This is a genomic window from Bradyrhizobium sp. SZCCHNPS1003 (genome assembly GCF_032381555.1).
Taxonomy (GTDB): Bacteria; Pseudomonadota; Alphaproteobacteria; order Rhizobiales; family Xanthobacteraceae; genus Bradyrhizobium.
The window spans coordinates 114759-140448 of the sequence record NZ_JAUHIU010000018.1; the positions used below are offsets into that span (position 1 = coordinate 114759).

Annotated in this window: 22 protein-coding genes and 1 pseudogene; 9 read left to right on the forward strand and 14 right to left on the reverse strand. The window is 66.3% G+C overall.

Annotated elements, in window-relative coordinates:
- Window positions 1-11: 11 nt before the first annotated feature.
- Window positions 12-791 carry an MBL fold metallo-hydrolase gene (locus QX126_RS26675; protein ID WP_315784793.1) on the reverse strand — a complete coding sequence of 260 codons (780 nt, stop codon included), beginning with the start codon at window positions 789-791 and terminating at the stop codon, window positions 12-14.
- On the reverse strand, window positions 788-1708 hold the full coding sequence (locus QX126_RS26680; RefSeq protein WP_315784795.1) for a DMT family transporter: 921 nt from the start codon (window positions 1706-1708) through the stop codon (window positions 788-790). The genes QX126_RS26675 and QX126_RS26680 overlap by 4 nt, the downstream gene beginning before the upstream one ends.
- Window positions 1709-1805: 97 nt before the next feature.
- Here QX126_RS26680 and QX126_RS26685 point away from each other — a divergent pair, with 97 nt between their 5' ends.
- Window positions 1806-2672, forward strand: coding sequence for a LysR family transcriptional regulator (locus tag QX126_RS26685; protein WP_315784798.1), 867 nt, complete (start codon window positions 1806-1808; stop codon window positions 2670-2672).
- 224 nt (window positions 2673-2896) lie between these two features.
- Here the strand turns inward: QX126_RS26685 and pdeM are convergent, their stop codons facing one another.
- The 4 genes from pdeM to QX126_RS26705 form a co-directional block, all read right to left on the reverse strand.
- Window positions 2897-3550 (reverse strand): ligase-associated DNA damage response endonuclease PdeM, encoded by a 654-nt coding sequence (gene pdeM / locus QX126_RS26690; RefSeq protein WP_315757681.1) that lies wholly within the window; start codon window positions 3548-3550, stop codon window positions 2897-2899.
- A 49-nt stretch (window positions 3551-3599) separates the two neighbouring features.
- The gene (locus tag QX126_RS26695) at window positions 3600-6305 is read right to left on the reverse strand and encodes a ligase-associated DNA damage response DEXH box helicase (protein WP_315784801.1); all 2706 of its coding nucleotides are present in this window, start codon (window positions 6303-6305) and stop codon (window positions 3600-3602) included.
- A 379-nt stretch (window positions 6306-6684) separates the two neighbouring features.
- Window positions 6685-7914: an ABC transporter substrate-binding protein gene (locus QX126_RS26700; protein WP_315757618.1), complete on the reverse strand. Its 1230-nt coding sequence runs from the start codon at window positions 7912-7914 to the stop codon at window positions 6685-6687.
- A 108-nt stretch (window positions 7915-8022) separates the two neighbouring features.
- Window positions 8023-8949 (reverse strand): methyltransferase domain-containing protein, encoded by a 927-nt coding sequence (locus QX126_RS26705; protein ID WP_315784803.1) that lies wholly within the window; start codon window positions 8947-8949, stop codon window positions 8023-8025.
- 115 nt (window positions 8950-9064) lie between these two features.
- Between QX126_RS26705 and QX126_RS26710 the strand changes: the two genes are divergently transcribed.
- From QX126_RS26710 to QX126_RS26730, 5 genes are all read left to right on the forward strand, one after another.
- Window positions 9065-10111, forward strand: coding sequence for a ligase-associated DNA damage response exonuclease (locus QX126_RS26710; RefSeq protein ID WP_315778391.1), 1047 nt, complete (start codon window positions 9065-9067; stop codon window positions 10109-10111).
- Window positions 10108-11982 carry an ATP-dependent DNA ligase gene (locus QX126_RS26715; protein ID WP_315784804.1) on the forward strand — a complete coding sequence of 625 codons (1875 nt, stop codon included), beginning with the start codon at window positions 10108-10110 and terminating at the stop codon, window positions 11980-11982. The genes QX126_RS26710 and QX126_RS26715 overlap by 4 nt, the downstream gene beginning before the upstream one ends.
- A gap of 120 nt (window positions 11983-12102) precedes the next feature.
- Window positions 12103-12411, forward strand: coding sequence for a DUF6460 domain-containing protein (locus QX126_RS26720; protein ID WP_315735819.1), 309 nt, complete (start codon window positions 12103-12105; stop codon window positions 12409-12411).
- Window positions 12412-12424: 13 nt separating this feature from the next.
- Window positions 12425-13159, forward strand: a complete 735-nt coding sequence (locus QX126_RS26725; protein WP_315784806.1) for an MBL fold metallo-hydrolase — start codon at window positions 12425-12427, stop codon at window positions 13157-13159.
- A gap of 107 nt (window positions 13160-13266) precedes the next feature.
- Window positions 13267-14571 (forward strand): MATE family efflux transporter, encoded by a 1305-nt coding sequence (locus tag QX126_RS26730; RefSeq protein WP_315784846.1) that lies wholly within the window; start codon window positions 13267-13269, stop codon window positions 14569-14571.
- Between the two features lie 64 nt (window positions 14572-14635).
- On the opposite strand, the gene QX126_RS26735 is transcribed toward QX126_RS26730, so the two are convergent.
- Together QX126_RS26735 and QX126_RS26740 are read right to left on the reverse strand one after the other, a co-directional pair.
- Window positions 14636-15730, reverse strand: coding sequence for a quinone-dependent dihydroorotate dehydrogenase (locus QX126_RS26735; protein ID WP_315735815.1), 1095 nt, complete (start codon window positions 15728-15730; stop codon window positions 14636-14638).
- Window positions 15727-16071 (reverse strand): DUF952 domain-containing protein, encoded by a 345-nt coding sequence (locus tag QX126_RS26740; RefSeq protein ID WP_315778374.1) that lies wholly within the window; start codon window positions 16069-16071, stop codon window positions 15727-15729. Before QX126_RS26740 ends, QX126_RS26735 begins: the two co-directional genes overlap by 4 nt.
- A gap of 254 nt (window positions 16072-16325) precedes the next feature.
- Here QX126_RS26740 and QX126_RS26745 point away from each other — a divergent pair, with 254 nt between their 5' ends.
- Entirely contained in the window at window positions 16326-17087 is a 762-nt protein-coding gene (locus QX126_RS26745; protein WP_315784809.1) for a carbonic anhydrase family protein, read from the forward strand.
- 687 nt (window positions 17088-17774) lie between these two features.
- On the opposite strand, the pseudogene QX126_RS26750 reads toward QX126_RS26745, so the two are convergent.
- The 6 genes and pseudogenes from QX126_RS26750 to QX126_RS26775 form a co-directional block, all read right to left on the reverse strand.
- Window positions 17775-19418: pseudogene (locus QX126_RS26750) on the reverse strand (lysine--tRNA ligase); the annotation flags it as partial.
- Between the two features lie 142 nt (window positions 19419-19560).
- Window positions 19561-20469 carry a transporter substrate-binding domain-containing protein gene (locus QX126_RS26755; RefSeq protein WP_315735807.1) on the reverse strand — a complete coding sequence of 303 codons (909 nt, stop codon included), beginning with the start codon at window positions 20467-20469 and terminating at the stop codon, window positions 19561-19563.
- A 99-nt stretch (window positions 20470-20568) separates the two neighbouring features.
- On the reverse strand, window positions 20569-21162 hold the full coding sequence (locus QX126_RS26760; protein ID WP_315735806.1) for an SCO family protein: 594 nt from the start codon (window positions 21160-21162) through the stop codon (window positions 20569-20571).
- Window positions 21163-21181: 19 nt separating this feature from the next.
- Complete coding sequence (locus tag QX126_RS26765) at window positions 21182-21370, reverse strand: hypothetical protein (RefSeq protein ID WP_315784812.1); 189 nt, start codon at window positions 21368-21370, stop codon at window positions 21182-21184.
- A 132-nt stretch (window positions 21371-21502) separates the two neighbouring features.
- Complete coding sequence (locus QX126_RS26770) at window positions 21503-22027, reverse strand: hypothetical protein (RefSeq protein ID WP_315778377.1); 525 nt, start codon at window positions 22025-22027, stop codon at window positions 21503-21505.
- A gap of 713 nt (window positions 22028-22740) precedes the next feature.
- On the reverse strand, window positions 22741-23100 hold the full coding sequence (locus QX126_RS26775) for a hypothetical protein (RefSeq protein WP_315784814.1): 360 nt from the start codon (window positions 23098-23100) through the stop codon (window positions 22741-22743).
- A gap of 165 nt (window positions 23101-23265) precedes the next feature.
- On the opposite strand from QX126_RS26775, the gene QX126_RS26780 reads away from it, so the two are divergent.
- Both QX126_RS26780 and QX126_RS26785 read left to right on the forward strand, forming a co-directional pair.
- Window positions 23266-23631 (forward strand): nuclear transport factor 2 family protein, encoded by a 366-nt coding sequence (locus QX126_RS26780; protein WP_315784817.1) that lies wholly within the window; start codon window positions 23266-23268, stop codon window positions 23629-23631.
- A gap of 174 nt (window positions 23632-23805) precedes the next feature.
- Window positions 23806-25671 (forward strand): AMP-dependent synthetase/ligase, encoded by a 1866-nt coding sequence (locus QX126_RS26785; protein ID WP_315784820.1) that lies wholly within the window; start codon window positions 23806-23808, stop codon window positions 25669-25671.
- The last annotated feature ends 19 nt before the right edge of the window (window positions 25672-25690 follow it).

A 25690-nucleotide genomic window follows, 5' to 3' on the forward strand; every position in this document is an offset into this window, starting at 1 on the left:
TCTTTTCCGCCTCATTGCGAGGAGCTGGACGACGAGGCGATCACCGTCCTCACACTGGGCTCCAGAAGCTTCAGCCGCGCACCGAACCCGAGCGCATCGAAGGTCTTGCGCAGATCCTGCGCGTCCTGGCGGAAATGGGCCCAGCCGTCCGTGTGAACCGGAACGATGGCGGCCTCGGCAAACACGCGCGCGGTCTCGACCGTGTCGTTGGCATCCATGGTGAGATGGAACGGCCCGCGTGTCTGCGCCGCTCCGGCAAAGGGCATCACGACACCAGGCTTGAAACGCCGCGCCACCTCCGCCACGCCGTCATAGAACACCGTGTCGCCACTGACATAGACGGGCGCGCCGTGCTGCGGGATCAGGACGAAGCCGATCACATCGCCCGCGAGCGGCTCGATGCCGGCGGGACCATGGCGCGCCGGCGTCGCCGCGACCGTCAATGTCCTGCCGCCTTTGCTGAGCTGCGTCGTCTGCCACGGCGCCAATCCTTCCGCCGGCGCACCGAGCCTGCTTGCGCCGACTTCCGTCGTGAGCACGCGCGGTGCGCGTCTCAGGAAGGCGCGGCCGCCATGGTCGAGATTGTCGGAGTGCTGATCATGGCTCAGCAGCACCGCATCGACCTCCCCGATCGCTTCCGCGGTCATCGCTGGTCCAGTGAGCTTCTCCAGCACGACATGCGGCAATTCATAGCGGCCGGGAGCATCGAATGTGGGATCGGTCAGCAGGCGGAAGCCATCGATTTCGATCAGGGCGGTCGGGCCGCCGATCAGGGTGATCGCAACACTCATGACGATGCTCCAACGGTTCGGGCCGGCGCCCGCGTGACCAGATAGATCCCGAGCGCGACGGGAACGACACCGAGCAGGTCCTGCAGCGCCACGTGCTCGCCGAGCACCAGGAAGGCGAAGATCATCGCCAGCGGCGGCATCACGAAATGATAGGCGCTGGCGGCGGTCGCGCCGCAGACTTTCAAGAGGTGGAACCAGAGCACGTAGGCCAGGATCGAGCCGCCGAGCACCAGGAAAGCAAACGCGCCGATCAGTTGCGCATTCGGCACGATCTCGTCCACGTTCGACACGCCGAGCGCGACCGGCCACAGCACCAGCCCGGCCGAGAGGTTCTGGATGCCGTTGCCGATCCACAGGCTGCCCTTCGGGGCGAGCTGCTTGAACAGGATGGTGCCGGTCACGATCGAGGCCAGCGCCGCCAGCGTATAGAGAATACCTTCGAGCTGGTCGGTCCCGACGGACATGCGGTGCCAGACGATCATGGCGACGCCGATGGTGCCGAGCGCAAGGCCTGAGATCTTGTGCAGGGTCAGCGGCTCGCCCAGCAGCAGCGCCGCGAACACCGCCGTGAACACGGGATTGGCCGAGACGATCAGGCCGCCGAGCCCCGCCGACACCGTCTGCAGCCCGGTGTAGCCGAGGCCGAGATAGAGCGCGTTGTTGGCGATGCCGATGATCGCGAACACGGCCGCATCGCGCCAGCTCATGCGCAGCTCGCCCCGGACCGCCGACACCACGAGAATGAGGACGCCGGCGAGCGAGAACCGCGCCGCGAGCAGCAGCAGCGGCGGACAATAGGTCACGCCGACCTTGCCGGCGACGAAGGCGAAGCTCCACAGCAAGCAGAACAGGCCGATTTCGAGCGGCAGCAGGTTCGACTTCATCGGGGTCACGGCAACCGAGGAAACGGACGACATCAGAGCTCTCCTTCGTCGCCGGTGTAGGGCTGTTCTTTCCCATTTGGAAATTAAATGATAGACTGGCATTCAGTGGTTTTCCGAATGGAGGTCCCGCGTGCTCGATCTGGACCTGTTGCGCAGCTTCGTCTCGGTGGTCGAGGCCGGCGGCTTCACCCGCGCCGGCGAGCGCGTCCACCGCACGCAGTCGACGATCAGCCAGCAGATCCGGCGGCTCGAGGAGGATCTGGGCCAGACGCTGCTCAACCGTGACGGCCGCGAGGTCACGCCGACCGAGGCCGGCGAGCGGCTGCTGTCCTATGCCCGCCGCCTGCTGGCACTCGCCGAGGAGGCCCGCGATGTCGTGGCGCGGCCCGGACCCGACGGCGCGGTGAAGCTCGGCATCCCCGAGGATTTCGCGGCCTACCGGCTCGCCAAGCTGCTCGCCGCGTTCTCGCGCGCCCACCCCGATCTGCGGCTCGACGTGCGCGCCGACCAGAGCCTCAACCTGAAGCGCGACATCGAGCGCGGCGATCTCGATCTGGCGCTGCTCAAGCGCGGCGTCGACGACACCAGGGCAGCGATCGCGGCATGGCCGGAGCAGGTCTATTGGGTGACCAGCAAGGCCCATCCCGTCGACCTCGACGCCCGCTCGCTGCCGCTGATTGGCTTCCCGCCCGGCTGCCTCTATCGGACCCGGGCGATCCATGCGCTGGAGAGCGAGGGGCGCGCCTGGCACATGGCCTACACATCGTCGAGCCTCGCCGGCATCCAGGCCGCGGTCGCCGCCGGCATGGGGCTGAGCATCCTCTCCGAAATGTCGGTGCAGTCGGAGCACAGCGTGCTGACGGCCCGCGAGGGCTTTGCGCCGATCGAGCGCACGGAGGTGGCGCTGGTCGCCTCGCCCGACGCCAGCCCGGCGACGTTGCGCCTGGCCGACCGGCTGGCCGAGTTCTGCGAGAAGGTACAGGCGAAGGCGGCCTGACGGGCATTCGTCCGCGGCTCCTGCGACCATGGCGCCACGAGGACGCTGCGTTCCCTCTCCCGCTTGCGGGGGAGGGCTAGGGAGGGGGCCGCTCCGACGGCGGTGCGCATGGCGCCCCCTCTCCAACTCTCCCCCGCAAGCGGGGGAGAGGGCGCAGCGATGCGCGCGGCGGGCGCGATCAATCCATTCTCGAACGAGTCATCGGATTCAGATGATCGATCCAACTAATAGCACCGCGCCGCGGCGATGCTGTGCAGGCGCCTATCTCCCAGCACATGCGCGATGAAGGCGCGCTTCGGAAACAGCTTGGCGAAGGCCGCGTCGCGCACACTCAGGCCGCCGGCATAGGCGCCGAACGCCGGCATCACGGCGCGCTCGCCGTCGCAGACGAAGCAGCGCCGCTCCAAAGTGCGCGCGCGCGTCGCCACCCGCGCCTTGGGGTGCAGATGGCCGGCGATCTCTCCACGCGCGCCGGTCGGCTCGTGACGGAAGCTGATCGCGCCGACCGTGATCTCGTTGACCACCTCGCCGCCGATGCCGCACGGGGCCGGATCGTGGTTGCCCGTGATCCAGATCCAGTCGCGGCCGACCTGGAGGTTGGCGATGCAGGCGCGATCGTCACCGGTCAGGCGCGTATGCGCGTCGCGATCGTGAAAGCTGTCACCGAGCGCGATCACGGCGCGCGGATTGTAGTTCGCGACCACGGCGGCCAGCCGGTGCAAGGTCGCGGCGGTGTCGAACGGCGGCAGCAGCGTACCGCGTGACGCGTAGCTCGAGCCTTTTTCCAGATGCAGGTCGGAAACGATGAGCAGGCGCTGCTCATCCCACACCAACGCGCCGGAGAGATCGGCCCGCAGCGCGATGCCGGCGACGTCCATCATTCCCGATGCGCAGACAATCCCCCGCAAAGCCGCCTCGCTTCTCGATCTACCCCATCGCTTCCTTCACGAGTTCCTCGGCAGCTTCCGCCAGGAGCTCGTCAGCGGCCTCGCCATAGACGGATTCGCGGCCGATTTCCAGCATCACCGGCACCGCCAGCGGCGAGACGCGATCGAGTTCCCCATGGGTGATTCGTCCCTCGATGCGCTGGAGCATATCACTGAGCCGCTTCAGATCGAGCAGGCCGGTGGCGGCGTCGGCGCGCGCGGCACGCAACAGCATGTGATCGGGCTGATGCCGGCGCAGCACGTCGTAGACCAGATCGGTCGAGAACAGCACCTGGCGGCGGGTCTTCTCTTCGGTCGTCGAACGCCGCGCGATCAGGCCGGAGATGATCGCACAGGACCGGAACGTGCGTTTCATCAGCGCCGATTCGGCCAGCCACGCTTCGAGGTCGTCGCCCAGCATGTCCGGATCGAACAAGGCGGCGAGATCGAGCCGGCCTCGGCTGACCATCAACGACATGTCGCCCAACCCCCACACCGCGAGCGCATATTCATTGGCGACGAAGCCGAGCGGCCGGACGCGCGCCCGCTCCAGCCTTCGCGTCAACAGCATGCCCAGCGTCTGATGCGCGAGCCGGCCCTCGAACGGATAGCAGACGAGATAATGCTTGTCGGAGCGCGGGAAGGTCTCGACCAGGAGCTCGCGGCGCGCCGGCACGCGCGACACGTCCTTCTGCAGCAACAGCCAGTCGCGCACCTGCTCCGGCAAGGCCGACCATGCGCGGCGATCATCCAGCAAGCCGCGGACGCGATCGGCGAGATAGGTCGACAACGGAAACTTGCCGCCCATGTAGGACGGCACCTTGGGATCGGCATCGTTGGCGCGCGACACATACACCTGATCCTCGGCCAGCGCCTCATAGCGCACGATCTCGCCACTGAACACGAACGTGTCGCCGAGCGTGAGCCCTTCGATGAACGCCTCCTCGATCTCGCCCAGCAGCCTGCCGTCGCGCGCGATCGCGCTGGTCGTGCCCTTGGCCCCGCCGCGCGAGCGCACCAGCCGCACCTTCAGCATCGCCTCCTCGACGATGGTGCCGACGTTCAAGCGATAGCTCTGCCGCACCTTGGGATTGGCGACGCGCCAGCGTCCCCTCGCATCCTGCTTGATGCGCGCGAACCGCTCATAGGTCTTCAGCGCGTAGCCGCCGGTGGCGACGAAGTCGATGACATCGTCGAAATCCGCGCGCGACAGCGACGCATAGGGGGCCGCAGTGATGACCTCCACATAGAACTCGTCGCTGAGGAACGGCTCGGCGCAGGCGCAGCCGAGCACGTGCTGCGCCAGCACGTCGAGCGCGCCGGTGCGCAACGGCGGCGTGTCCTGCGCATTGTCGGCGATGGCATCGATCGCGACCGAGCATTCCAGCACCTCGAAGCGGTTGGCCGGCACCAGCACCGCCCGCGAAGCCTCGTCGAGCCGGTGATTGGCACGGCCGATGCGCTGCATCAGCCGCGAGCAGCCCTTGGGCGCGCCGACATTGATGACGAGATCGACGTCGCCCCAGTCGACGCCGAGATCGAGCGAGGAGGTGCAGACGACGCCGCGCAGCCTGCCTGCCGACATCGCATCCTCGACCTTGCGGCGCTGCGCGACGTCGAGCGAGCCGTGATGCAGGGCGATGGCGAGATTGTCGTCGTTGATGCGCCAGAACTCCTGGAACAGCATCTCGGCCTGGCTGCGGGTGTTGACGAACACGAGCGTGGTCTTGTTTCGCTTGATCAGCTCGTACATCTCGGCCAGCGCATGGCGCGCGCTGTGGCCGGCCCACGGCAGCCGCTCCTGCGTGTCGAGCATCTCGACCACCGGCGGCGCGGCGCCGCTGGCGACCACGACATCGGCCGCGGCTATGCCACCGCTCGGCTGCGGCACCAGGAAGCGCGCGAGCTGCTCGGGCTCGGCGACGGTCGCCGACAGGCCGATCATGCGCATGTCCGGCGCAAGCCGCCACAGCCGCGCCAGCGCGAGCGACAGCAGATCGCCGCGCTTGGAGGTCACCAGTGCATGCAGCTCGTCGAGCACCACGCGCTTCAGTGAGGAAAACAGAAACGGCGCATCGTCGGACGACAGCAACAGCGCCATCTGCTCGGGCGTCGTCAGCAAAATGTCCGGCGGATAGCGGCGCTGCCGCTGCCGACGCGACACCGGCGTATCGCCGGTGCGAGTCTCGACCTTGATCGGCAGGCCCATCTCCGAGATCGGCGCCTCGAGGTTGCGGGCGATGTCGACCGCGAGCGCCTTCAGCGGGGAGATATAGAGCGTGTGCAGGCCGGCGGGTCGCGGGATGCGGTTCGCCGTCTGCTTGCTCTTTTCCGTGTTCGCGAGTTCGACCAGTGCATTCGGCTCGGTGCCGGGTGCCACCATCGACACCGCCGCCGGAGGCCCCCCTCCCCGCCCCTCCCCCACAAGGGGGGAGGGAGTGGAGAGAGCGGATGGCTTGGCAAGAACAGAACGATGCTTCGGCGCGACGGCGGAGCCGAGCTCCACCAGGGTCGGCAGGAACCCGGCGAGCGTCTTGCCGGCGCCGGTCGGGGCGATCAGCAGCGCCGAGCGTTGCGCGCGAGCCTTCTCCAGCAGCGCCAGCTGATGCGCGCGCGGCGCCCAGCCGCGCGCCGCGAACCATTCGGTGAAATGGTCGGGCAAGGCGGCGCTGTCGTCAGGCGGGACTGGTGAGACGCGGGGCGGCACCGGGGGAAGGTAGGCAGTCGCCCGCGGTTCGTCGAGGGGCGGATAGGCGCCTTAGCCTTCACGGCTGCCGTGCCAGCCTATCCTGAAGCGCCAGCGCCTCGCCACGCTCCGCCGTCGTCCCCGCGAACGCAGGGACCCATACCGCGGCATCGGTGAGACGCATACTGCCAGTCATCGTCCCAACAAAGCCGGTGGTTATGGATCCCTGCGCCGCGTGCGCAATTGCGCACTAGGCAGGGACGACAGCGGAGTTTGAGGCTGCATCCCTCGCCACATCGTCATTGCGAGGAGCGAAGCGACGAAGCGATCTAGACTGCGTCCGCGGAGGAACTCTGGATTGCGTCGCTTCGCTCGCAATGACGAATGAGACCGCTGCCCCCTACTCCGTCATCGGCTTCTCGGAGATGCTCCAGTCCTTGCCGTCGAAGATCGAGATGTAGAGCGTCTTCATCGGCGTGTAGTCGTCCGGCGTGTAGGCATAGTTGACGCCGTCGAGGAAGAACGGCGAGTGGAAGCCGGCGAGTGTCGTGGCGTGCTTCAGCACGTTCTCGCGCGTCAGCGTATCGCCGCAGCGGCGCAGGATCTCGCCCATCGACACCGCCTGGCCGTAGCCGGCATAGGCGATGGTGTTGTCGGGATCGATGCTGGGCAGGTACTTGGCGCGCAACGCCTCGAAGCCCTTCACGTCCGGATCGTCCTTCCACTGCGGCACGCCGGCGTCCTTGGAATAGCGGATCGCGACGATGCCCTTGGCATTCTCGAGGCCGGCGGCGGACAGGATCGAACGGCCGGTCGAGCCCGCCGACAGCAGCTGCAGCGGCTTCCAGCCGAGCTCGGCCACCTTGCGGATCGACTGCGACGAGGCCTTTCCCGTGCTGATGTTGTAGAACACGTCGGCGCCGGACTTCGACAAATTGATCAGCTGCGAGTCCACCGTCGGCTCGGTGAGATCATAGGTCTGCTCCATGATCACCTGCGCCTTGCCGCCGGCGTCGGCCAGCACCTTCTTGAACGGTCCCAGGAAGTCGCGGCCGAAATCGTCGTTCTGATAGAGGATGCCGATCTTGGCTTCCGGCTTCACGCTCAGCACGTGCTTGGCGAGAATGCGCGCCTCGGTCGGATAGAGCGGCAGCCCCGCCATGGTCCATTTGTAGTTCTTCGGATCATTCCACTTCGAGGCGCCGGTGTTGAGCAGCAGCTGCGGCACGCCCTTGGAATTGAGGTATTTGTGCACGGCGGTCTGCGGCGCAGTGCCGAGCGAGCCGTACAGCGCCAGCACTTCGTCCTGCTCGACCAGCCGCCGCGTCGCTTCGACGCATTTCGGTGCGCTATAGGCATCGTCCATGGTCAAGAACTTGACCTTGCGCCCGTTGATGCCGCCCTGCTCGTTGAGCATCTGGAAATAGGCTTCACCCACCCGGCCGAGCACGCCGTACAGCGAACCGGGACCGGAATGCGGAATGGTCTGACCGATCTTGATCTCGGTGTCGCTGGCGCCGGCATCATATTTCTTCTCGGCAGCCCAGACATGGGGCGACGCGATGGATGAAGCGCCGATGGTCGCAAGCGCGGTGGCGCAGAAATCGCGCCGCGTCAGATGTTTTTTCATTTTTGTCTCTCCCTAGACTGCCGACATTTTTTGGCATCGGGAGAGCTGCGGCAAGAGCGAAGTTGCCGCATTGGACGCCGCGTGCAGCGCATTCAATAGCGTGTAGACTCAAGTCCCGACGGCGACCACGGCCAGCCCGCGCACCGGCAGCTGCTCCTCGGTGCGTGGCGACGCCGGCTCGAGATGGGCCAGCTTCAATCCCGCGGCCGCGATCACGCCACGGACATATTCCGCTCCATGGGCATAACGCAGCCCCTTCCCCATGATCACACCGTCGCCGTCATGGGTCTCAACGGTAAAGGTCAGCAGCCCGCCCGGCGCCAGCACACGTTGCGCCTCGCGCAACACCGGGCCGAGGTCGCCGACATAGACCATCGCATCGGCTGCGAGAATGAGATCAGCAGACGCAACGTCCTGGCGCTGCAGCCCTGCGGTCATGTCGTCGACCTCGAGCCCGGCATAGAGCCCGGTGGCGCGCGCCTCCGCGATCATGCCGGCCGACAGGTCGATGCCGATGAAGCTTTCGACGTTGCTGGCGAACGCCGCCGCACCCAGCCCGGTGCCGCAGCCGAGATCGATCGCGCGCTTGAAATAGGCCAGCTTGCGCTCGGCCGCGCGCACCGCGATCACCGCCTTGAACAGGATCGCGGGCGCGCGGTAGTGCAGCCGCTCGATCAGCTCGGTCTCGAAACGCGGCGCGTACTGGTCGAACAGCGACTGCACATAGGCCTTCGGCATGTCCGAGAGCGGCGCGGCGCCGAGCTGCATCAGACGCACAGCGGCACCGTGGCGGTCATCCGGATCGGCGACGCAGGCGTTCCGGAAGGCAGAGATTGCCTTGTCGGTTTCACCGAGCGCGATCCTGATCTTGCCGAGTTCGAACCAGGCCGAGGCGAAGCTGGGGGCGACCTCGATGGCCTGCTCCATCACCTCGGCGGCCGCGACCAGGTCGCCCTTCAATTGCAGGTCGCGGGCGAACTCGTAGCGGCGGTCGGCGATCAGATCGCCGGAGGACAGGAACAGGCGGTTGGGCATGGGAACCATCGTCGTCAATGCGGGCTTCTCATCGAGGAGATGGATGCGCGGGTCAAGCCCGCGCATGACGAGATGGAAACTGGCACGACCTGAAAACGCGTCTTGCGTGACCTATATGACCGGCATGCGCCCGCAAGACATCCTGCTGCCCGTTCCCTCCGGCCTGTGCTGCAAGGCCGGCGGCTTTCACATCGATCCCGTGCGCCCGGTCGAGCGGGCGCTGATCACCCACGGCCATTCCGATCATGCCCGTGCCGGCCACGGCGCCGTGCTGGCGACGCAGGAGACGCTCGACATCATGCGGCTGCGCTATGGCGAGAATTTTGCGGGCTCGATCCAGGCGATCGGCTATGGCGAGGAGATCAGGCTCGGCGACGTCACCGCGAGCTTTCATCCCGCCGGTCACGTGCTCGGCTCGGCGCAGATCAAGGTGTCCTGTGGCGGGACCTGCATCGTCGCATCCGGCGACTACAAGGATGCGCGCGATCCGACCTGCGCGCCGTTCGAGCTGGTACAATGCGACGTCTTCATCACCGAGGCGACGTTCGGCCTACCCGTGTTCCGTCACGGCGACGCAGCGCTGGAAGTGAACAAGCTGCTGGCCTCGGTGGCGCTGTTTCCCGACCGCGCGCATCTGGTCGGCGCGTATTCCCTCGGCAAGGCGCAGCGCGTGATCGCGCTGATCCGCGAGGCCGGCTATGAGCAGCCGATCTACCTGCATGGCGCAATGGAGAGGATCACGCGCTACTATCGGGACAAGGGAATCGCGCTGGGCGAGCTGAGGCCTGTGAAGGGCGTCAAGAAGGCCGAGCTCGCCGGCACGATCACGCTGGCGCCGCCGAGCGCGACCTCCGACCTGTGGACGCGGCGCTTTCCCGATCCCGTCACGGCCTTCGCCTCGGGCTGGATGCGGGTGCGCGCCCGCGCCCGGCAACGCGGCGTCGAGCTGCCGCTGGTGATCTCGGACCATGCCGACTGGGACGGGCTGACCGCCACCATCGCGGCGACCGGCGCAAGCGAGGTGTGGGTCACCCACGGCCAGGAGGACGCGCTGGTGCATTGGTGCCGGAGCAAGGGCCTGGCGGCCCGGCCGCTCGACCTGGTCGGCTATGGCGACGAGGAGGAGAGCGAGGTGGTGGCGACGGAGGACGCGGAGGCATGAACCGCTTCGCCGAGCTGCTCGACCGCCTCGCCTATGAGCCGGGCCGCAACAACAAGCTGCGCCTGCTGACGTCGTACTTCCGCGAGGTCGAGGATCCCGATCGCGGCTACGCGCTGGGCGCGCTGACGGGCGCGCTGTCGTTCAAGCACGCCAAGCCGGCGCTGATCCGCGAAATAATCGCCGCGCGCACCGATCCGGTGCTGTTCGCGCTATCGTATGATTATGTGGGGGATCTCTCGGAGACCGTCGCGCTGATGTGGCCGAAGGACAGGGCGCATCATCAGCAGCTCGTTCCTGGGTACCCCCCTCCCCACCCCTCCCCCACAAGGGGGGAGGGAGCGCTGGCGCGTTCGGAGTTGCTGTCTCGGGCTGCATCGAGCATCGCTCCCCCTTCACGTTTCCCGTCCCCCACAACCGCTCTCTCCGTTCCCTCCCCCCTTGTGGGGGAGGGTCAGGGAGGGGGGGACCCCACGGGCGGTCTCACGAGGGACCCCGCACCCGGCCACAACAACCCGCCACCGCCGACGCTGACCGAGGTCGTCACCACCCTGCGCACCCTCGGCAAGACCAAGATGCCGCGGCAACTCGCGCAATGGCTGGATGAGCTCGACGAGACCGGGCGCTGGGCGCTGTTGAAGCTGGTCACCGGCGCGCTGCGCATCGGCATCTCCGCGCGGCTTGCCAAGACCGCAGCGGCCGCGCTCGGCGACAAGGACCCGCACGAGGTCGAGCTGATCTGGCCGGGGCTCGCGCCGCCCTATCTCGACCTGTTCGCTTGGCTCGAGGGCCGCGGCGACAGGCCGATCAACCGCGATCCCGCGCCGTTCCGCCCTGTGATGCTGGCGCATGCGGTCGAGGACGACGACTTCGCCGGCATGAACGCGGCCGACTACATCGCGGAATGGAAATGGGACGGCATCCGCGTGCAGGCGGTGAGCGGCCGCGAGGCGGATGGCCGCATCGTCACGCGGCTGTATTCGCGCAGCGGCGAGGACATCACGGGAAGCTTTCCGGACCTGCTGCCATCGCTGCATCTGCCTGGCGCGCTCGACGGCGAGCTGCTGGTGGTGCGCGATCAGCGCGTACAGAGCTTCAACGTGCTGCAGCAGCGGCTGAATCGCAAGACGGTGTCGCCGAAGCTGATGAAGGAGTACCCGATCCACCTGCGGGCCTACGACCTGCTCGGCGATGAGGACAATGACCTGCGCGAGCTGCCGTTCGCCGAGCGCCGCGCGAAGCTGGAGGCGTTCATCAAGCGCCTGGACGATCCGCGCGTCGACCTGTCACCGACCATTGCGTTCGCGACCTGGGATGCGTTGAAGGCCGCGCGCGCCAATCCCGCCTCGGCCGGGGCCGGCGACGATGCCGAAGCGGTGGAAGGCGTGATGCTGAAGCGGCGCGACGCGCTGTATCTGCCGGGGCGTCCCAAGGGGCAGTGGTGGAAGTGGAAGCACGATCCGCACATCATCGACGCCGTGCTGATGTATGCGCAGCGCGGCCACGGCAAGCGCTCGTCCTATTACTCCGACTACACGTTCGGCGTCTGGACGGCGGGAGACGGCGGCGATCAGCTGGTGCCCGTCGGCAAGGCCTATTTCGGCTTCACCGACGAGGAGCTGCTGCAGATCGACCGCTTCGTCCGCCGCAACACCACGGAGAAGTTCGGTCCCGTCCGCCACGTCGTGCACGAGCCCGGGCAGGGGCTCGTGCTCGAAGTGGCGTTCGAGGGCCTGCAGCGCTCGCCGCGGCACAAATCCGGCATCGCGATGCGCTTTCCGCGCATCAACCGGTTGCGCTGGGACAAGCCACCGCGCGACGCCGACCGGCTGGAGACGCTGGAGCGCATGCTGAAGAGCGAGACCCCGGCGTGACAGCGCGGGAACATTAAATGCCAGTAACCAGCTTGCGGCGGCGAGCCGGGTTCCCCACCTGCCCTGCCGTGCTTTATAATCGGGCTCGCGAATCCGACGAACCCGCCTGGAGACGATGACATGTCGAACGACATCAGGGACTATCCGGCCCGCGCCCGCAGCTCGGATGGCCTGTATCGCTTTCTCGGCGGCTCGCCGCTGTCGGTGGCGTTCCGGCTGGTCCTGCTGTCGATCCTGGTCGGCGTGGTGCTGTCGGCGATCGGCTTCGATCCCTTGAACATCCTGCACAGCATCCGGCTGCTGTTCATCCGGCTGTACGAGCTCGGCTTCGACGCCTTCAACTGGCTGTGGCGCTACTTCCTGCTCGGCGCCGTGATCGTGATCCCGATCTGGTTCCTGTCGCGGCTGTTCGCCCCGCGCGGCCGGTAGAGAGACGCAGCCGATGCAGCTCCGCTTCGTCGGCTGCGGTGACGCGTTCGGCTCGGGCGGCAGGTCCAACACCTGCTTCCATCTGACCGGCTTGCGCACCAATCTCCTGATCGACTGCGGCGCCTCGTCGTTACCGGCGCTGAAGCGGCTCGGCATCGCCTGCAACGATATCGAACTGATCCTGATCACGCATTTCCATGGCGATCATTTCGCCGGCCTGCCGTTCCTGCTGCTCGATGCGCAGTTTTCGCGCCGGACGCAGCCGCTGGTGATCGTCGGCCCGCCCGGCATCGAGGCGCGGCTGACGCAGGTGATGGAAGCGCTGTTCGAGCATTCGTCGCGCACGCCGCGGAAATTCGAACTGTCGGTGATCGAGCTCGCGCCTGAGCAGCCAACGCGCTTCGGCGCGGTCTGCGTGACGCCGTTTCCAGTCGTCCACGGCAATTCGGGCGGACCGTTTCTCGGCTACCGGATCGAGGCCGAGGGAAAGATCGTCGCCTACACCGCCGATACCGAGTGGACCGACAGCCTGATCCCGCTCGGCCGCGACGCCGACCTGTTGATCGCCGAGGCCTACACCTACGACAAGGCGGTGAAGAACCATCTCAGCCTCGCGGCGCTGGAGGCGCATCTCGGCGAGATCGGGCCGAAGCGGCTGGTGCTCACCCATATGAGCGACGACATACTGGGCCGGCTGGACCGCATCGGCCATGTGGCCGCGCATGACGGCATGAGCATCGACCTCTAGCTGAGAGACGCGAAAGGCCGCTAAGACCAGGAGAGACGCGCGTGCCGCGCGCTTTGCCAATCCGCGAGACGTTCTTGACCGCTTCAGCGAAAATCACAACAGCGCAGGTGTTCGACATCGCGGGTCCCGCGATGATCGCCAACCTGACCACGCCGCTGATCGGCATCGTCTCGACCACGGCGATCGGCCGGCTCGGCGAAGCGGCCATGCTCGGCGGCGTCGCCATGGCCTCGGTGATCTTCGATTGCCTGTTCTGGCTGTTCGCCTTCCTCCGCGCCAGCACACTCGCCTTCACCGCGCAATCGCTCGGCGCCGGCGAGAGCGACGAGATCCTGATGGTCCTGATCCGCGGCCTGGCGCTGGCCGCGCTGATCGGCGTCACCCTGATCGCGCTGCAACTGCCGCTGGGCGCGATCATCTTCGACATCATGGGCGGCAGCGACGCCGTGTTGAGCGCGGCCCGCAGCTATTTCATCGTCCGGATATGGTCGGCGCCGCTGGCGCTCGCCAACTACGTGCTGCTCGGCTGGCTCGTCGGACTGGCCCGCGCACGGCTGGCGCTGGCCGTTCAGGTCGCGATCAACCTGATCAACATGGCCGCGACCATCCTGTTCGTCCAGATGCTGCAGGCCGGTATCGCCGGCGCGGCGATTGCCGCCGTGATCGCTGAGACGGTCGGTGTCGCGATCGGCCTGGTGCTGGCGCGCCGCTTGGTCAAAGCCGACGCCCGGATATCGCGCGCTGCGCTGCTCGACCGCGCCAAGCTGATGCACATGATGGCGGTGAACCGCGACATCATGATCCGCACCGCGGCGATGATCGTCGCCTTCCTGTTCTTCACCTCACAAGGCGCGCGTGCCGGCGACACGACGCTGGCGGCCAACGCGGTGCTGAACAATTTCCTGCTGGTGGCCGCGTTTTTCCTCGACGGGCTCGCCAACGCCGCCGAGCAGCTCTGCGGCTATGCGTTCGGCGCGCGCAACCGCGACGCCTTTTCCGGCGCCACAAGGCTGGTGCTCGCCTGGGGCTTCGGCTTCGCGCTCGCCGTCGCCGCGATCTTCGCGCTGTTCGGTCCGGTGCTGATCGACGTGATGACGGCAAACGATGCGGTGCGCCGCGCGGCGCGCGACTATCTGCCGTTCGTGGTGGCCTCGCCGCTGCTGTCGGTGTTCGCCTTCGCGTTCGATGGCGTCTATATCGGCGCCACCTGGGCGCGCGACATGCGCAATCTCATGGTGGCGGCGCTGATCGTCTTCCTCGGCATCTGGCTGGCGCTGCGCGGCTTCGGCAATACGGGCCTGTGGATCGCGATGCTCGGCTTCTACGCCGCCCGCGGCGGCTTCCAGGCCGCGCGCTATCCGGCGCTGCTGCGGGCGTCATTCGGGAAGAGCCCGACTCGACCGACAATGTGAGCTGTCATCGTCCGCGAAGGCGGGGATGAAGCCGTGCGTGAATGATGCGACAGCTCGGCTGCAACTAAACCGGCCAATCCTCGGCCGTGATCGTCGCGGCGTCGGCGCCGACGATCTCCGCCAGGGAGTCACGTCCCGTGCGCAGCAGCGTCGAGGTCAGGTCGGCTTTGATGCTCTCGACCAGGCCGAGGCCCTTGTAGACCAGCGAGGAATACAACTGGATCAGGCTGGCCCCGGCGCGGATCTTGGTGAGCGCGGCGCCGCCCGTGTCGATGCCGCCGACGCCGATCAACGGGAACGCGCCCTCGACGCGCACGAAGGTCTCGGCCACCATCCGGGTCGACAGCCGGAACAGCGGCCGCCCGGACAGGCCGCCCTGCTCCTTGGCGCGCAACTGCTCGCGCAGCGAGCTGGGCCGAGCGAGCGTCGTGTTCGACACGATCATGCCGTCGACGCCGCGCGAGCGCGCGACATGGACGACGTCATCGAGTTCGGCGAGGCTGAGATCCGGCGCGATCTTGAGCAGCACCGGGGTGTCGCCGGCCTTGCGGCGGATACGGTCGCGCGCCTCCAGCACCTTGGATAGCAGCTCGTCGAGCTGAGAAGCCTGCTGCAGGTTGCGCAGGCCCGGCGTGTTGGGCGAGGAGATGTTGACGGTGAAGTAGCTCGCCACCGGCGCGAAGGTCTCGATCAGCCGGACGTAATCGGCGACGCGGTCGGCCGAATCCTTGTTGGCCCCGACATTGACGCCGACGATGCCGCCCTGATGGGCGCGGCCGGCAAGCCGCCGCAACACGATTTCGGCGCCGTCATTGTTGAAGCCCATGCGGTTGATCACCGCCTCGTCGCGCTCCAGCCGAAACAGCCGCGGGCGCGGATTTCCGCTCTGCGGCCGCGGCGTGACCGAACCGATCTCGACGAAGCCGAAGCCGAGCCGCAGCAGCGCGTCCGGCACCTCGGCGTTCTTGTCGAAGCCGGCGGCCATGCCGACCGGATTCGGGAAGTTGAGCCCGAAGGCGCGCACCGCGAGCTTCGCATCGTCCGGTCGCGGCTTGATCGCCGGCAAGAGCTTCAGGCCCTGGATGGCGAGCCGGTGCGCATCCTCGGCGTCGAGCCAGCGGAGCAGCGGCAGCGAGAGCTGGTCGAAAGCGCGGATCACGGCTTCAGGTCCGGAATGTCGTGGCCGCCATCGGCACGGCTGTGCAACTGGTGAACGGCGGTCACGGCGCCGAGATCGAGTTCGCCATACAGATGCGGGAAGAGCTCGTCGTTGCGCGAGCGCTCCCAGCGCAAGCCTCCACCCAGTGCATCCGCCTCGACCTCGACCAGGAACAGCGCGCTCTGCCCGAAAAAGTGCTTCCGGGCCGTCTCCGGCACCTGGGGGGCGGTCGAAAAATGGATGAACCCGTCGCGCAGATCGTCGGCGCTGCCGCGGTACACGCCCAGCCGCTCCGCCTCGCGCCAGGCCGAAGCTGAGCAGATTTTGTAGATTTTGGGCACCTTCGCGCGGTCCTGGCTCGAGCTTGAGTTTGCTGATGTTTTCGGAGCGGCCGACCGTATCGGCAGGGGGCGGCGAACTCAAGCATCGTTTGCCCGGGACAGCCCGGCGGCCGCCCCGCTCAGGCTGCACCCGAGTGACTGCGAGTTCGCGAGGACGCAGCCGGTTCCTCAGCAAGGGTTAACCTGATTCGGTTTTCCTGTTGCGCGCGATTCGCAACCGATCATGCCCACGCTTGAACCTTTTGGAGATTGCCATGGACCGCCGCCACGTCTTGAAGGCTCTTGCGGGGCTCGCCCTCTGCCCCGCCTGCGCGACCCCGGGCTTCGCCGCCGAGGGCGCCCCGCATTGGAGCTATGAGGGCGCGACCGGACCGGCCAATTGGGGGGATCTCGATGCGGCCAACAAGGTCTGCGGCGTCGGCACCCAGCAATCGCCCATCGACATCGAGCACTCGACCCGGGCCCAACTGCCCAACTTCAAGCTGAGCTGGGCCAGGACCGCCGACACCATCGTCAACAATGGTCACACCATCCAGCTCAACTTTGCCGACGGCAGCAGCACCCTGAAGCTCGACGGCACCACCTACAAGCTGCTGCAGGTGCATTTCCATCGCCCGAGCGAGCATCAGATCGGTGGCAAGAACTATCCGATGGAGGCGCATTTCGTCCACCGCGCCGCGTCGGGCGGGCTCGCCGTGGTCGGCGTTCTCATGACCACCGGCCGGCCCAATCCCGCCTTCGCGCAGATCGTGGCGACGATGCCGGACAAGGAGGGTCCCGCGGTCAAGGCCGATCCGCGCATCAACCCCAACATGATGCTGCCGGCACGCCGCTCCTATTATCGCTATGCCGGCTCGCTGACGACGCCGCCCTGCTCAGAGGTGGTCGAATGGCTGCTGCTGAGCGAGCCGGTCTCGGTCGCGGAAGCGGACGTCGCGAAATTCGCCAAGCTGTATCCGATGAACGCGCGCCCGGTGCAGAAGCTCGACCGCCGCTTCGTGCTGCACGGGGTGTAGTCAAATTCGCGGACGCCGAAAACTGCTAACCTAACACTGACCCGTCTCTCACTCCGAAAGAGAAGGAGGGATCAGCTAAGTTTCGAATTACAGAAAGCTACTCTCCTGCCACGGCTTCCAAAAAGCTTCAGCCGAGAGCGCCGAATCGTTGTTTCCCGCTATCGGGTTGACCGCCACTCCCGTTGCAAGCGCTAACCATTCCATAGCTTGCGCCGTCGCCTCGCCAAATTCAAACAGCTCTCGATAAGCAGGTTCAGGTATATTTTGGACGACACCGAGATGTGCAGTGTGCTTATCGCGAAAGTTCTTGATTTTTGGCAAGCGATGATCACCTCGACACTTTGCCCAATACTCTTCGAAGTCCGCAACCTTCTTCGGCTTATCACCGCAATCGAATATCTCTCGGGAGGTCTGGTCTGTCTTTAGTATCTCTGCGGCGGCACACAGATGCAAATCACCTTGCTTTGGCTCTGCATATGCGCGAGCGACCAAAGTAACCAAATAGCCAATCATTGCATTCCTTGCGACCGCGGCCGCTTTTGCAGCTCCTGCTTTGGACAGCTGGCTATTGATCCCCTTCGAATTCTGCACTCTCAACAGAGCGATTAACGCGTGAATTTGCAAAGCGTCGTTGAGCGCGAGTTTGGCGATCGACCTTATAGTCTCCGCTTGATGCGGTGGCCGCGGTGCCGAGCGCGCCAATGCCCCGTCGATCATCGCCACCGCATTGTTCACGCCGTAGACCGCGACGAAGGAGCCGAAACGGGGGCCCTTCTCCTGGCCGAGCAGCACCTGGTAGAGCATGTTGAACCAGTCGAGCGAGACACCGGGGCGGCCGTCCTTGCCCTTCTTGGCGTGGTCGAGGAACGGCTCGCGGCGGCCGATCTCGTAGACCACGTTCTGAATGTCCTCGGCCGTCGCGTCAGCCGGCAGGTTCGACAGCGCATCGCGCAGGTCCTGCAGCGCCACGCGCTCACCCTCGGTCGGCTCGCGGAAGGTCTTGGTCGGCGCCACGAAGTCGCGATAGTAGTTGATGGCGTAGCCGACCATCGCGTCGAGCTTGGGATGCGTCTGCGGCGTCACGCCGGGCCGGTAGCGGCCGATGAAGCCCCACAGCGTCTCGGCATTCTCCGCGTTCGACGACGACACCAAGGTCAGCAGCAGTTGGAAGGTGACGGGCATGTCGGCCTTCGGCGGCTTTCCGGAATGAATGTGCCAGACCGGATTGCCGAGCTGTTGCTTGGCGTCCTGCTTCCGAAAACCATCGAGGAACTGCTGATAGTCGTCGACGTTGCGCGGGATGACGTCGAAATACAGCCGCTTCGCCGCCTTCGGCTCGCGATACATGAATAGCGACAGCGATTCCGGCGAGGCGTAGCGCAGCCATTCGTCGATGGTCAGCCCGTTGCCCTTCGACTTCGAGATCTTCTGGCCCTTCTCGTCGAGGAACAGCTCGTAATTGAAGCCCTCAGGCGGGGTGCCGCCGAGCGCCGCGCAGATCTTGCCCGACAGCTTCACCGAATCGATCAGGTCCTTGCCGGCCATTTCATAGTCGACGCCCAGCGCATGCCAGCGCATCGCCCAGTCCGGCTTCCATTGCAGCTTGCAATGGCCGCCGGTCACCGGAACGGTCATGCGCTCCTTGGTCTCCGGATCGTCGTAGGAGATGGTGCCGGCCTTGGCGTCGTGCTCGACGATCGGCACATACAGCACGAGGCCGGTGCGCGGGCAGATCGGCAGGAACGGCGAGTAGCTCGCCGCGCGCTCCTCGCGCAAGCTCGGCAGCATGATCGCCATCACCTTCTCGAGCCGCTCCAGCATGCGCAGCAGAGCCGCGTCGAACTTGCCGGAGGTGTAGTAGTCGGTCGCGGAGGCGAACTCGTAGTCGAAGCCGAACCGGTCGAGGAAGGCGCGCAGCCGCGCATTGTTGTGAGCGGCGAACGACGGATATTCGTTGGAGAACGGATCCGGGATGCGCGACAGCGGCTTGCCCAGATGCGTGGCCAGCATGTCCTTGTTCGGCACGTTGTCCGGCACCTTGCGCAGGCCGTCCATGTCGTCCGAGAACGCGATCAGGCGGGTCTTGATCTTGTCCTCGGTGAGCACGCGGAAGGCGTGGCGGACCATGGTGGTGCGCGCGACCTCGCCGAAGGTGCCGATATGCGGCAGGCCGGACGGGCCGTAGCCGGTCTCGAACAGCACCTCGTCCTTGGGGTTCTTCTTCAGCCGGTTGACGATCGCTTTCGCCTGCTCGAACGGCCAGGCGTTGGATTGTTCGGCGAGCGCGCGCAAGTCGCTCGGGCTGGTCTGGACGAGATCGATCGTGGACATCGTGAAAAAGACTTCTCCGAAGACGTCAGTGCAAAACAGCGGTCATGATACCCATCATTCCGGGGTGATGCGAAGCATCGAACCCGGAATCTCGAGGTTCCGGGGTTCGCGTCTTCGACGCGCCCCGGAACGACGGCAAGCGCTAGAACGGGCTGATCGAGAAGTAGCGCAGCCACAGGTCGGTGTAGCGGCCTTTTTCCCAGACCCGGAACAGCGCCCAGTTCAGCGCCTGGCGCAAGAGGTCGTTGCCCTTGCGCACGGCGATGCCGACGCCCTCGCCGAAATAGCGGCTTTCGACGAAAGGTCCACCGGAAAAGGCGCAGCAATCGCCGGAATCGGTGCCATTGACCCAGAACGCCAGCGAGATGCCGTCGCCGAAGATCAGGTCGACCTCGGCTCGGCGCAGCGCCTGCCGCAGCGCCTCGTCGTTCGGATAGGTCTTGATCTCGGCGTCGGTGAACATCGCCTTGAGGTAGGCCTCATGCGCGGTGCCGGCGACGGCGCCGATCTTCTTGCCCTCGAGAAATTCGGGGCGGATCTCGGTCATGACGGCATCGCGGCGGGACACGAAGCGAGCGGGCGCCCGGTAATACGGATCGGAGAAGTCGGCCCGCGCCCGCATCTGCGGCGTCACCGCGATCGAGGCGATGATCGCATCGCCCCGGTTCGAGGACAGCGCATCGAGCAGGGTTTCGAACCGGCGCATCTGGACGGTGCAGGTGACCTTGATCTCGTCGCAGATCGCCCGTGCCAGATCGACGTTGAAGCCGGCCGGATTGCCGTCCGGACCGGTGAAGTTGAACGGCGGATAGTCGGTCTCGGTCAGGAAACGAATCACGGTGAGGCGTGACAAATCGGGCCGGTCGGGCCGGCGTCGCGGGTCCCAGAAGCCGGGGACGGCCTGCGGCGCCGCCTCGACGGCGGGCCGCACGGGCGCCTGGGCGCGCACCTCCGAGCCGGCTGCGGCGAGACCGAAGCAGAGCAGCGCGCTGGCGATGGCGGCGCGGGCCGCAGGCGCGGATTTCACGGGCTTTGATAAGACGGTCTGCATCAGCGGTCCCGATGGTCAGCGCCTTATAGACCATCCCGGCGCAAATTCGAGGCTGGATTCGGCCCGGAGGCGGCCGCCCGGCTGGAGCCGTCAACGCGCTCAGAGGTATTTCTTGAGATCCGCCGCCGCTTCCTCGGGCGTCCGCTTCAGGTTGAACGGCGCGACGAACCGGCCGTTGCGGTCCATCAGATACACCAAAGCGGTGTGGTCCATGGTGTAATCACCGTCCTTCAGCGGGACCTTCTTGGCATAGACCCGGTACTCGGTGAGAACCTTCGCCAGGACCTCGGGATCGCCGGTCAGACCCTTCAGATGCGGGTCGAAGCTGGAGAGGTAGTCCTTCATCGCGGCCGGATTGTCGCGCTCGGGGTCGACCGAGACGAAATAGGCGTTGACGCCGTCGGCGTCCTTGCCCATCGCGCGCAGCACCTCGGAGATCTCGAACAGCGAGGTCGGACAGACGTCCGGGCAATGGGTGAAGCCGAAGAAGATCAGGGTCGGACGGCCTTCAAGGCTCTTCTCGGTGACGACGGCCCCGCTCTGGTCGGTCAGCTGGAACGGTCCGCCGATCGCGGCCGGCGCCGCGATGTTTCGGCCGCCGCCCATGATGAGGAACATCAGCGACAGCCCGACCACGAGGCTGGCGGCAAAGGCTCCGACGATCACCAGGGGGCGGGTGGCATTGGATGGCATTGCGCGCTCCTTCACTGTCTCAGAAGCAGGCTTGCCAGCCGGCCGCGATCGTCTCGAAGAACACCGCGGTCCCGTACTGCACCCACATCGTCACGGCGCCGGCGACGAGCCCGATCGCCGCAACCCCGGCCACGATAGCCGAAGCGGAGGCCGAATGCCGGTCACCCGCCGCGGACGGTATCTCTTGCGGCGCTGAAAGAGGCTGCATGATGACGTACTCATCGGGCGAGTGCTGGCCCGAGCGGCCCGCTCCTCGCGCTTCAGATAAGCCCCGCGGCCGGTCCAGGCAAGCGCCGCGGACGGGCAGCCGCTCACCCGAAACGGCCGGTGGCCGGCGTCATCAATGGGAGGCGGAGGCCTTGGCCGCGGCCGGCGAGATGGCCGGCGCATTGGGCGCGACATGCGAGGAGGCCGGAGAGGATGCCTGGGCATCCATATAGCAGGGCTTGTACATTGCCTGCAGCTCCTTGCCCTTCAGGAAGATCATCCGGGGCGTCAGGCCGCCGCGCTGGGTGATCCAGCGGCGGATCGGCGACGGGTACATCGAGTACAGCATCTGGGTCGCCTCGGGGTTGGTGACGGCGCGGCCGTTGGCGCCGAAATCCCAGGCGGCGTGGAATCCGAGATTGGCATGCGAGGTGACGCAGATCTTCTCGTGGGGGATCGCCCCGAGCACGATGGTGCAGGCCGAGGCGCAGAGCCCGTCGATGATCACATACTCGCCGGAAGATCGCAGGCCCTGGTACTTGTCGACATAGGTTCCGATCCGGCCGCCGCGGTCATCGGCGATCCGGACCACGGCCTGGCTGGCGCCGAGCCCCGACAGCAACAGAACGACCGCAAGCAACCCCGTCCAGAATTTCATGTCGAGCCCCAGTTCAACCCGGCGAAACCGATCTGACCGACTTTGGTACGCGTCTTGTGATGCGCTTCTTGAGATGCTTGGACTGCGGCGGGACCTTGCGACCACGAGCCCATCCGCAGAACCGGAACGCGAAAGCCAAATCCAAATCGCAAATGCAGCGTGTTTCGAGATCGTGTTTTTGTCCAGGACGGCGCGGTGACGAAAGCCAAATTCACCGCGAGTGTTGCAAGCCCGCTGCACCAATGAGTCGCTACCACCGAAAATGGCCGAACGCTGGTTCCGGACATGGCGATGGCGCCACGAGCAAGGCAGAGGCCCGGCATGATTCGCCCATCGGCGCGGCAGCGGCGTCACGGCGGCACAAACGACACTCCGGAAAAGCCCGGTGGCCGAGCTTCCGCGCGACACACGCCCCGCTGCCCAGTGGCGGCGGGACGCTCACCCCTCTCATCGCCGGCCCAGGGGCGCTCGTGCGATCACGATCGTGGGTGCGGGCTCCCGCCAGCCCTGGCTGGCATGGCCGAAGTCCGGAGATGCGACCAATGCAATCACGAGTTTGGACCGTACCGAGCTCCGCCCCGCAAGCGGGCGCGGCAGGATCACTCCCAGCAGCGCGCCGTCTGATCGCGAGATCGAGCGAGGTCCGGCCGATATCGCGCTGGCAGCGGGGAGGGCGATCTGCCTCCCGACGCCCTCGGTCCCCGTGAAGTTAACTAATTATCGGGCAGCCGAATCCGCGCTCCAAACGTGACGAGCGGCGCATCGGCGGCGCCGAGCTGGATCTGCCGCTCCGGCACCTCCTGATAGCTGCCGTCTTCAATCTTTCTTAATTCATATTGCCAGACCGTTAACGTCTCGCCGCGCGCGAGCGCGTCGCGGATGCGGCTGGCGCCGCGTCCCGGCAGCTTGACGAGGTCGTCGCGCATCATGCCGATCATCGTCGGGCGCTCGCCGCGATGCAGCTCGAAGAACACCATGCGATTGGGCTTGTCCTGCGGCTTGAGCACGGTATCCGCCGTGAACAGCACCAGACAGATTGCGACGGCAATCCACTTCCAAGTGTCGGACATCATGAGACGCATTCCCCGCACCGCCTCCGCGCGTGGAGTAGTCCTCGCGCAAACAGGCGGCAACTTACAGTTCTGTCATTCCGGATGAGATGACGTTCGACGTAATCGATTCGCTGCGCGCCGGGCGCGATGATGGGCTCCTCATCGTTCACAACATGGAGAGCACCGATGACCAACCCAACCGAGATCGCCGAGAGCTACATCGCGCTGTGGAACGAACGCGATGCCGCGCAGCGCGGCGCATTGCTCGCACGTCACTGGACCGCGGATGCGCTCTATGTCGACGCGCTGATGCGCGGTGAAGGACGCGATGGGGTGGATGGCCTGGTCGCGGGCGTGCAGAAGCGCTTTCCCGACTTCCGCTTTCGCCTGATCGGCTCCGCGGACGGCCACGGTCATCATCTCCGCTTTTCCTGGGAGCTCGGCCCCGAGGATGCGGAAGCCCCGATCCAGGGCACGGATTTCGTCGAGCTGGCCGACGGCCGCATCCAGCGCGTCACCGGGTTTCTCGACAAGGTCCCGCAGGGCGCCTGACGGACGTCCCGTTCCGCCCGGCTTCCGCAGTGCGGTCGGCCTGCCGCGATAGCCGGGCTCCCATGCGCAGACGCACGACCTGTCTCGTGGTGATTGCGCTACGTCAACGTCGGACCCGGTCCGCCGCTGCAGAGCTTCTGCTTCGCGACGAGTTCAGGATCGCCGGAGACGGGCGTGCAGCAGTCAAATCCCATCGATGATCACGCCATGGCGGCCGGCACGCTGGCCGCCATCACCACCTTGCCCGAACTCTGGCGCTGGCGCGTCGAACGGAGCCCGGACAAGCAGGCCTACCGACATTTCGACGCAGGAAGCGGCCGATGGGCGAGCTTCCGCTGGCGCGAGATAGATCTCGTCGTCGACCGCTGGCGGCGGGCGCTTGCGGCCGACGGCTTCGCCCAAGGTGAGCGTGTCGCCATCCTGATGCCGAACGGAATCGCGCATCTCGCCATTGACCAGGCCGCGCTCTCGCTCGGCCTGGTGCCGGTACCGATGCATGCCGTCGATAACGCCGACAGCATCGCCTACATCCTCGCCGATTCCGGTGCCCGGCTGCTGCTGGTCGATTCGGATACACGCTGGGATGAGATCGCAGCGGTCGGCGAGGCCCTGCCCGACCTGCGGCGGATCGTCTGCGCCGACCGGCGAACGACCCAGCCGACCGGCGATCCGCGCCTCATCGATCTGGAGGCGTGGTTGAACGCGGCCGGTAACGCTGCGCTTCCCAACACCAAGATCGCCATCGCGCCGCACGACCTCGCCGCCATCGTCTACACCTCGGGCACGACGGGCCGGCCAAAAGGCGTGATGCTGTCGCACGACAACGTCGTCTCCAACCTCAAGGCCATTCATCAGCGGCTGGCGGCCGATACCGACGACGTATTCCTGTCGTTCCTGCCGCTGTCGCACACGTTCGAGCGCACCGCGGGCTACTACTACCCGATCGCCATCGGCGCCTGCGTCGCCTATGCGCGCTCGGTGAAGCAGCTGTCCGAAGATCTGGTGGAGGTCCGTCCGACCATCCTGATCTCCGTGCCGCGCATCTATGAGCGCATCTACTCGGTCATCATGCATCACCGCGCGATCGCAAACCCGCTCGAACGGGCGCTGCTCGACCTGACCATCGCGATCGGCGGCCGGCGCTTCGATGCGCAGCATGGGCGCGGAACCAGACTTTCAGCGTTCGACCGAATCGCGTGGCCGCTGCTGCAACGCCTGGTCGCCGCCAAGATACTGGCTCGATTCGGCGGACGGCTGCACGTCGCCGTGAGCGGCGGCGCGCCGATCGCCGAGCCGGTGGTGCGGCTGTTCCTGGCGCTCGGGCTCGAGGTGCTGCAGGGCTACGGCATGACCGAGACATCGCCCGTCGTCAGCGTCAACACGCCTGACGACAACGACCCTCGCACCGTCGGCCGGGCCCTGCCGGGCATCGAGGTGCGCATCGGCGACAATGACGAGTTGATGGTGCGCGGCCCGAACGTGATGCTCGGCTATTGGCACCGGCCGGAGGAGACAGCCCGCACCAAGGAAGCCGACGGCTGGCTGCACACCGGCGACCAGGCCCGCATCGACGGCGGACGCATCACCATCACCGGTCGGATCAAGGACATCCTCGTCACCTCGACCGGCGAGAAGATCGCGCCCGCCGATCTGGAGACCGCGATCCTGACCGATCCGCTGTTCGAGCAGGCCATCGTGATCGGCGAGAACCGGCCGTTCCTGACCGCGATCGTCGTGCTCAACGCCAACGGCTGGGCCGAGCAGCAGGCGAGGCTCGCGGCGCACGGCCAGCGCGGCACCGAGGCCGAAGCGGCCTCTCTGCTGCGCCACATTGCGCGAGCCGCGAAGGCCTATCCGTCCTATGCGACGCCGAAGGCGGTGCATTGGACCTTGGAGCCATGGACCGTGCAGGAAGGCCTGATCACGCCGACGTTGAAAAACAAGCGTCCGGCGATCGAGCGGAGCTTCACGAAGGAGATCGAGGCGATCTATGCAAAACGCGCGGCAGCTTTGCGGCCATCGGCTACCGTACGAAGCTGATTTTGCAGAGCGTAGCAGC

Coding starts and splice junctions, on each gene's coding strand:
- QX126_RS26760 (WP_315735806.1), bottom strand. CDS start 21,162: ATGCCATCCAATGCCACCCGCCCCCTGGTGATCGTCGGAGCCTTTGCC.
- QX126_RS26710 (WP_315778391.1), top strand. CDS start 9,065: ATGACCGGCATGCGCCCGCAAGACATCCTGCTGCCCGTTCCCTCCGGC.
- QX126_RS26705 (WP_315784803.1), bottom strand. CDS start 8,949: ATGCCCAACCGCCTGTTCCTGTCCTCCGGCGATCTGATCGCCGACCGC.
- QX126_RS26765 (WP_315784812.1), bottom strand. CDS start 21,370: ATGCAGCCTCTTTCAGCGCCGCAAGAGATACCGTCCGCGGCGGGTGAC.
- QX126_RS26745 (WP_315784809.1), top strand. CDS start 16,326: ATGGACCGCCGCCACGTCTTGAAGGCTCTTGCGGGGCTCGCCCTCTGC.
- QX126_RS26720 (WP_315735819.1), top strand. CDS start 12,103: ATGTCGAACGACATCAGGGACTATCCGGCCCGCGCCCGCAGCTCGGAT.
- QX126_RS26725 (WP_315784806.1), top strand. CDS start 12,425: ATGCAGCTCCGCTTCGTCGGCTGCGGTGACGCGTTCGGCTCGGGCGGC.
- QX126_RS26775 (WP_315784814.1), bottom strand. CDS start 23,100: ATGATGTCCGACACTTGGAAGTGGATTGCCGTCGCAATCTGTCTGGTG.
- QX126_RS26680 (WP_315784795.1), bottom strand. CDS start 1,708: ATGTCGTCCGTTTCCTCGGTTGCCGTGACCCCGATGAAGTCGAACCTG.
- QX126_RS26675 (WP_315784793.1), bottom strand. CDS start 791: ATGAGTGTTGCGATCACCCTGATCGGCGGCCCGACCGCCCTGATCGAA.
- pdeM (WP_315757681.1), bottom strand. CDS start 3,550: ATGGACGTCGCCGGCATCGCGCTGCGGGCCGATCTCTCCGGCGCGTTG.
- QX126_RS26755 (WP_315735807.1), bottom strand. CDS start 20,469: ATGCAGACCGTCTTATCAAAGCCCGTGAAATCCGCGCCTGCGGCCCGC.
- QX126_RS26780 (WP_315784817.1), top strand. CDS start 23,266: ATGACCAACCCAACCGAGATCGCCGAGAGCTACATCGCGCTGTGGAAC.
- QX126_RS26770 (WP_315778377.1), bottom strand. CDS start 22,027: ATGAAATTCTGGACGGGGTTGCTTGCGGTCGTTCTGTTGCTGTCGGGG.
- QX126_RS26700 (WP_315757618.1), bottom strand. CDS start 7,914: ATGAAAAAACATCTGACGCGGCGCGATTTCTGCGCCACCGCGCTTGCG.
- QX126_RS26715 (WP_315784804.1), top strand. CDS start 10,108: ATGAACCGCTTCGCCGAGCTGCTCGACCGCCTCGCCTATGAGCCGGGC.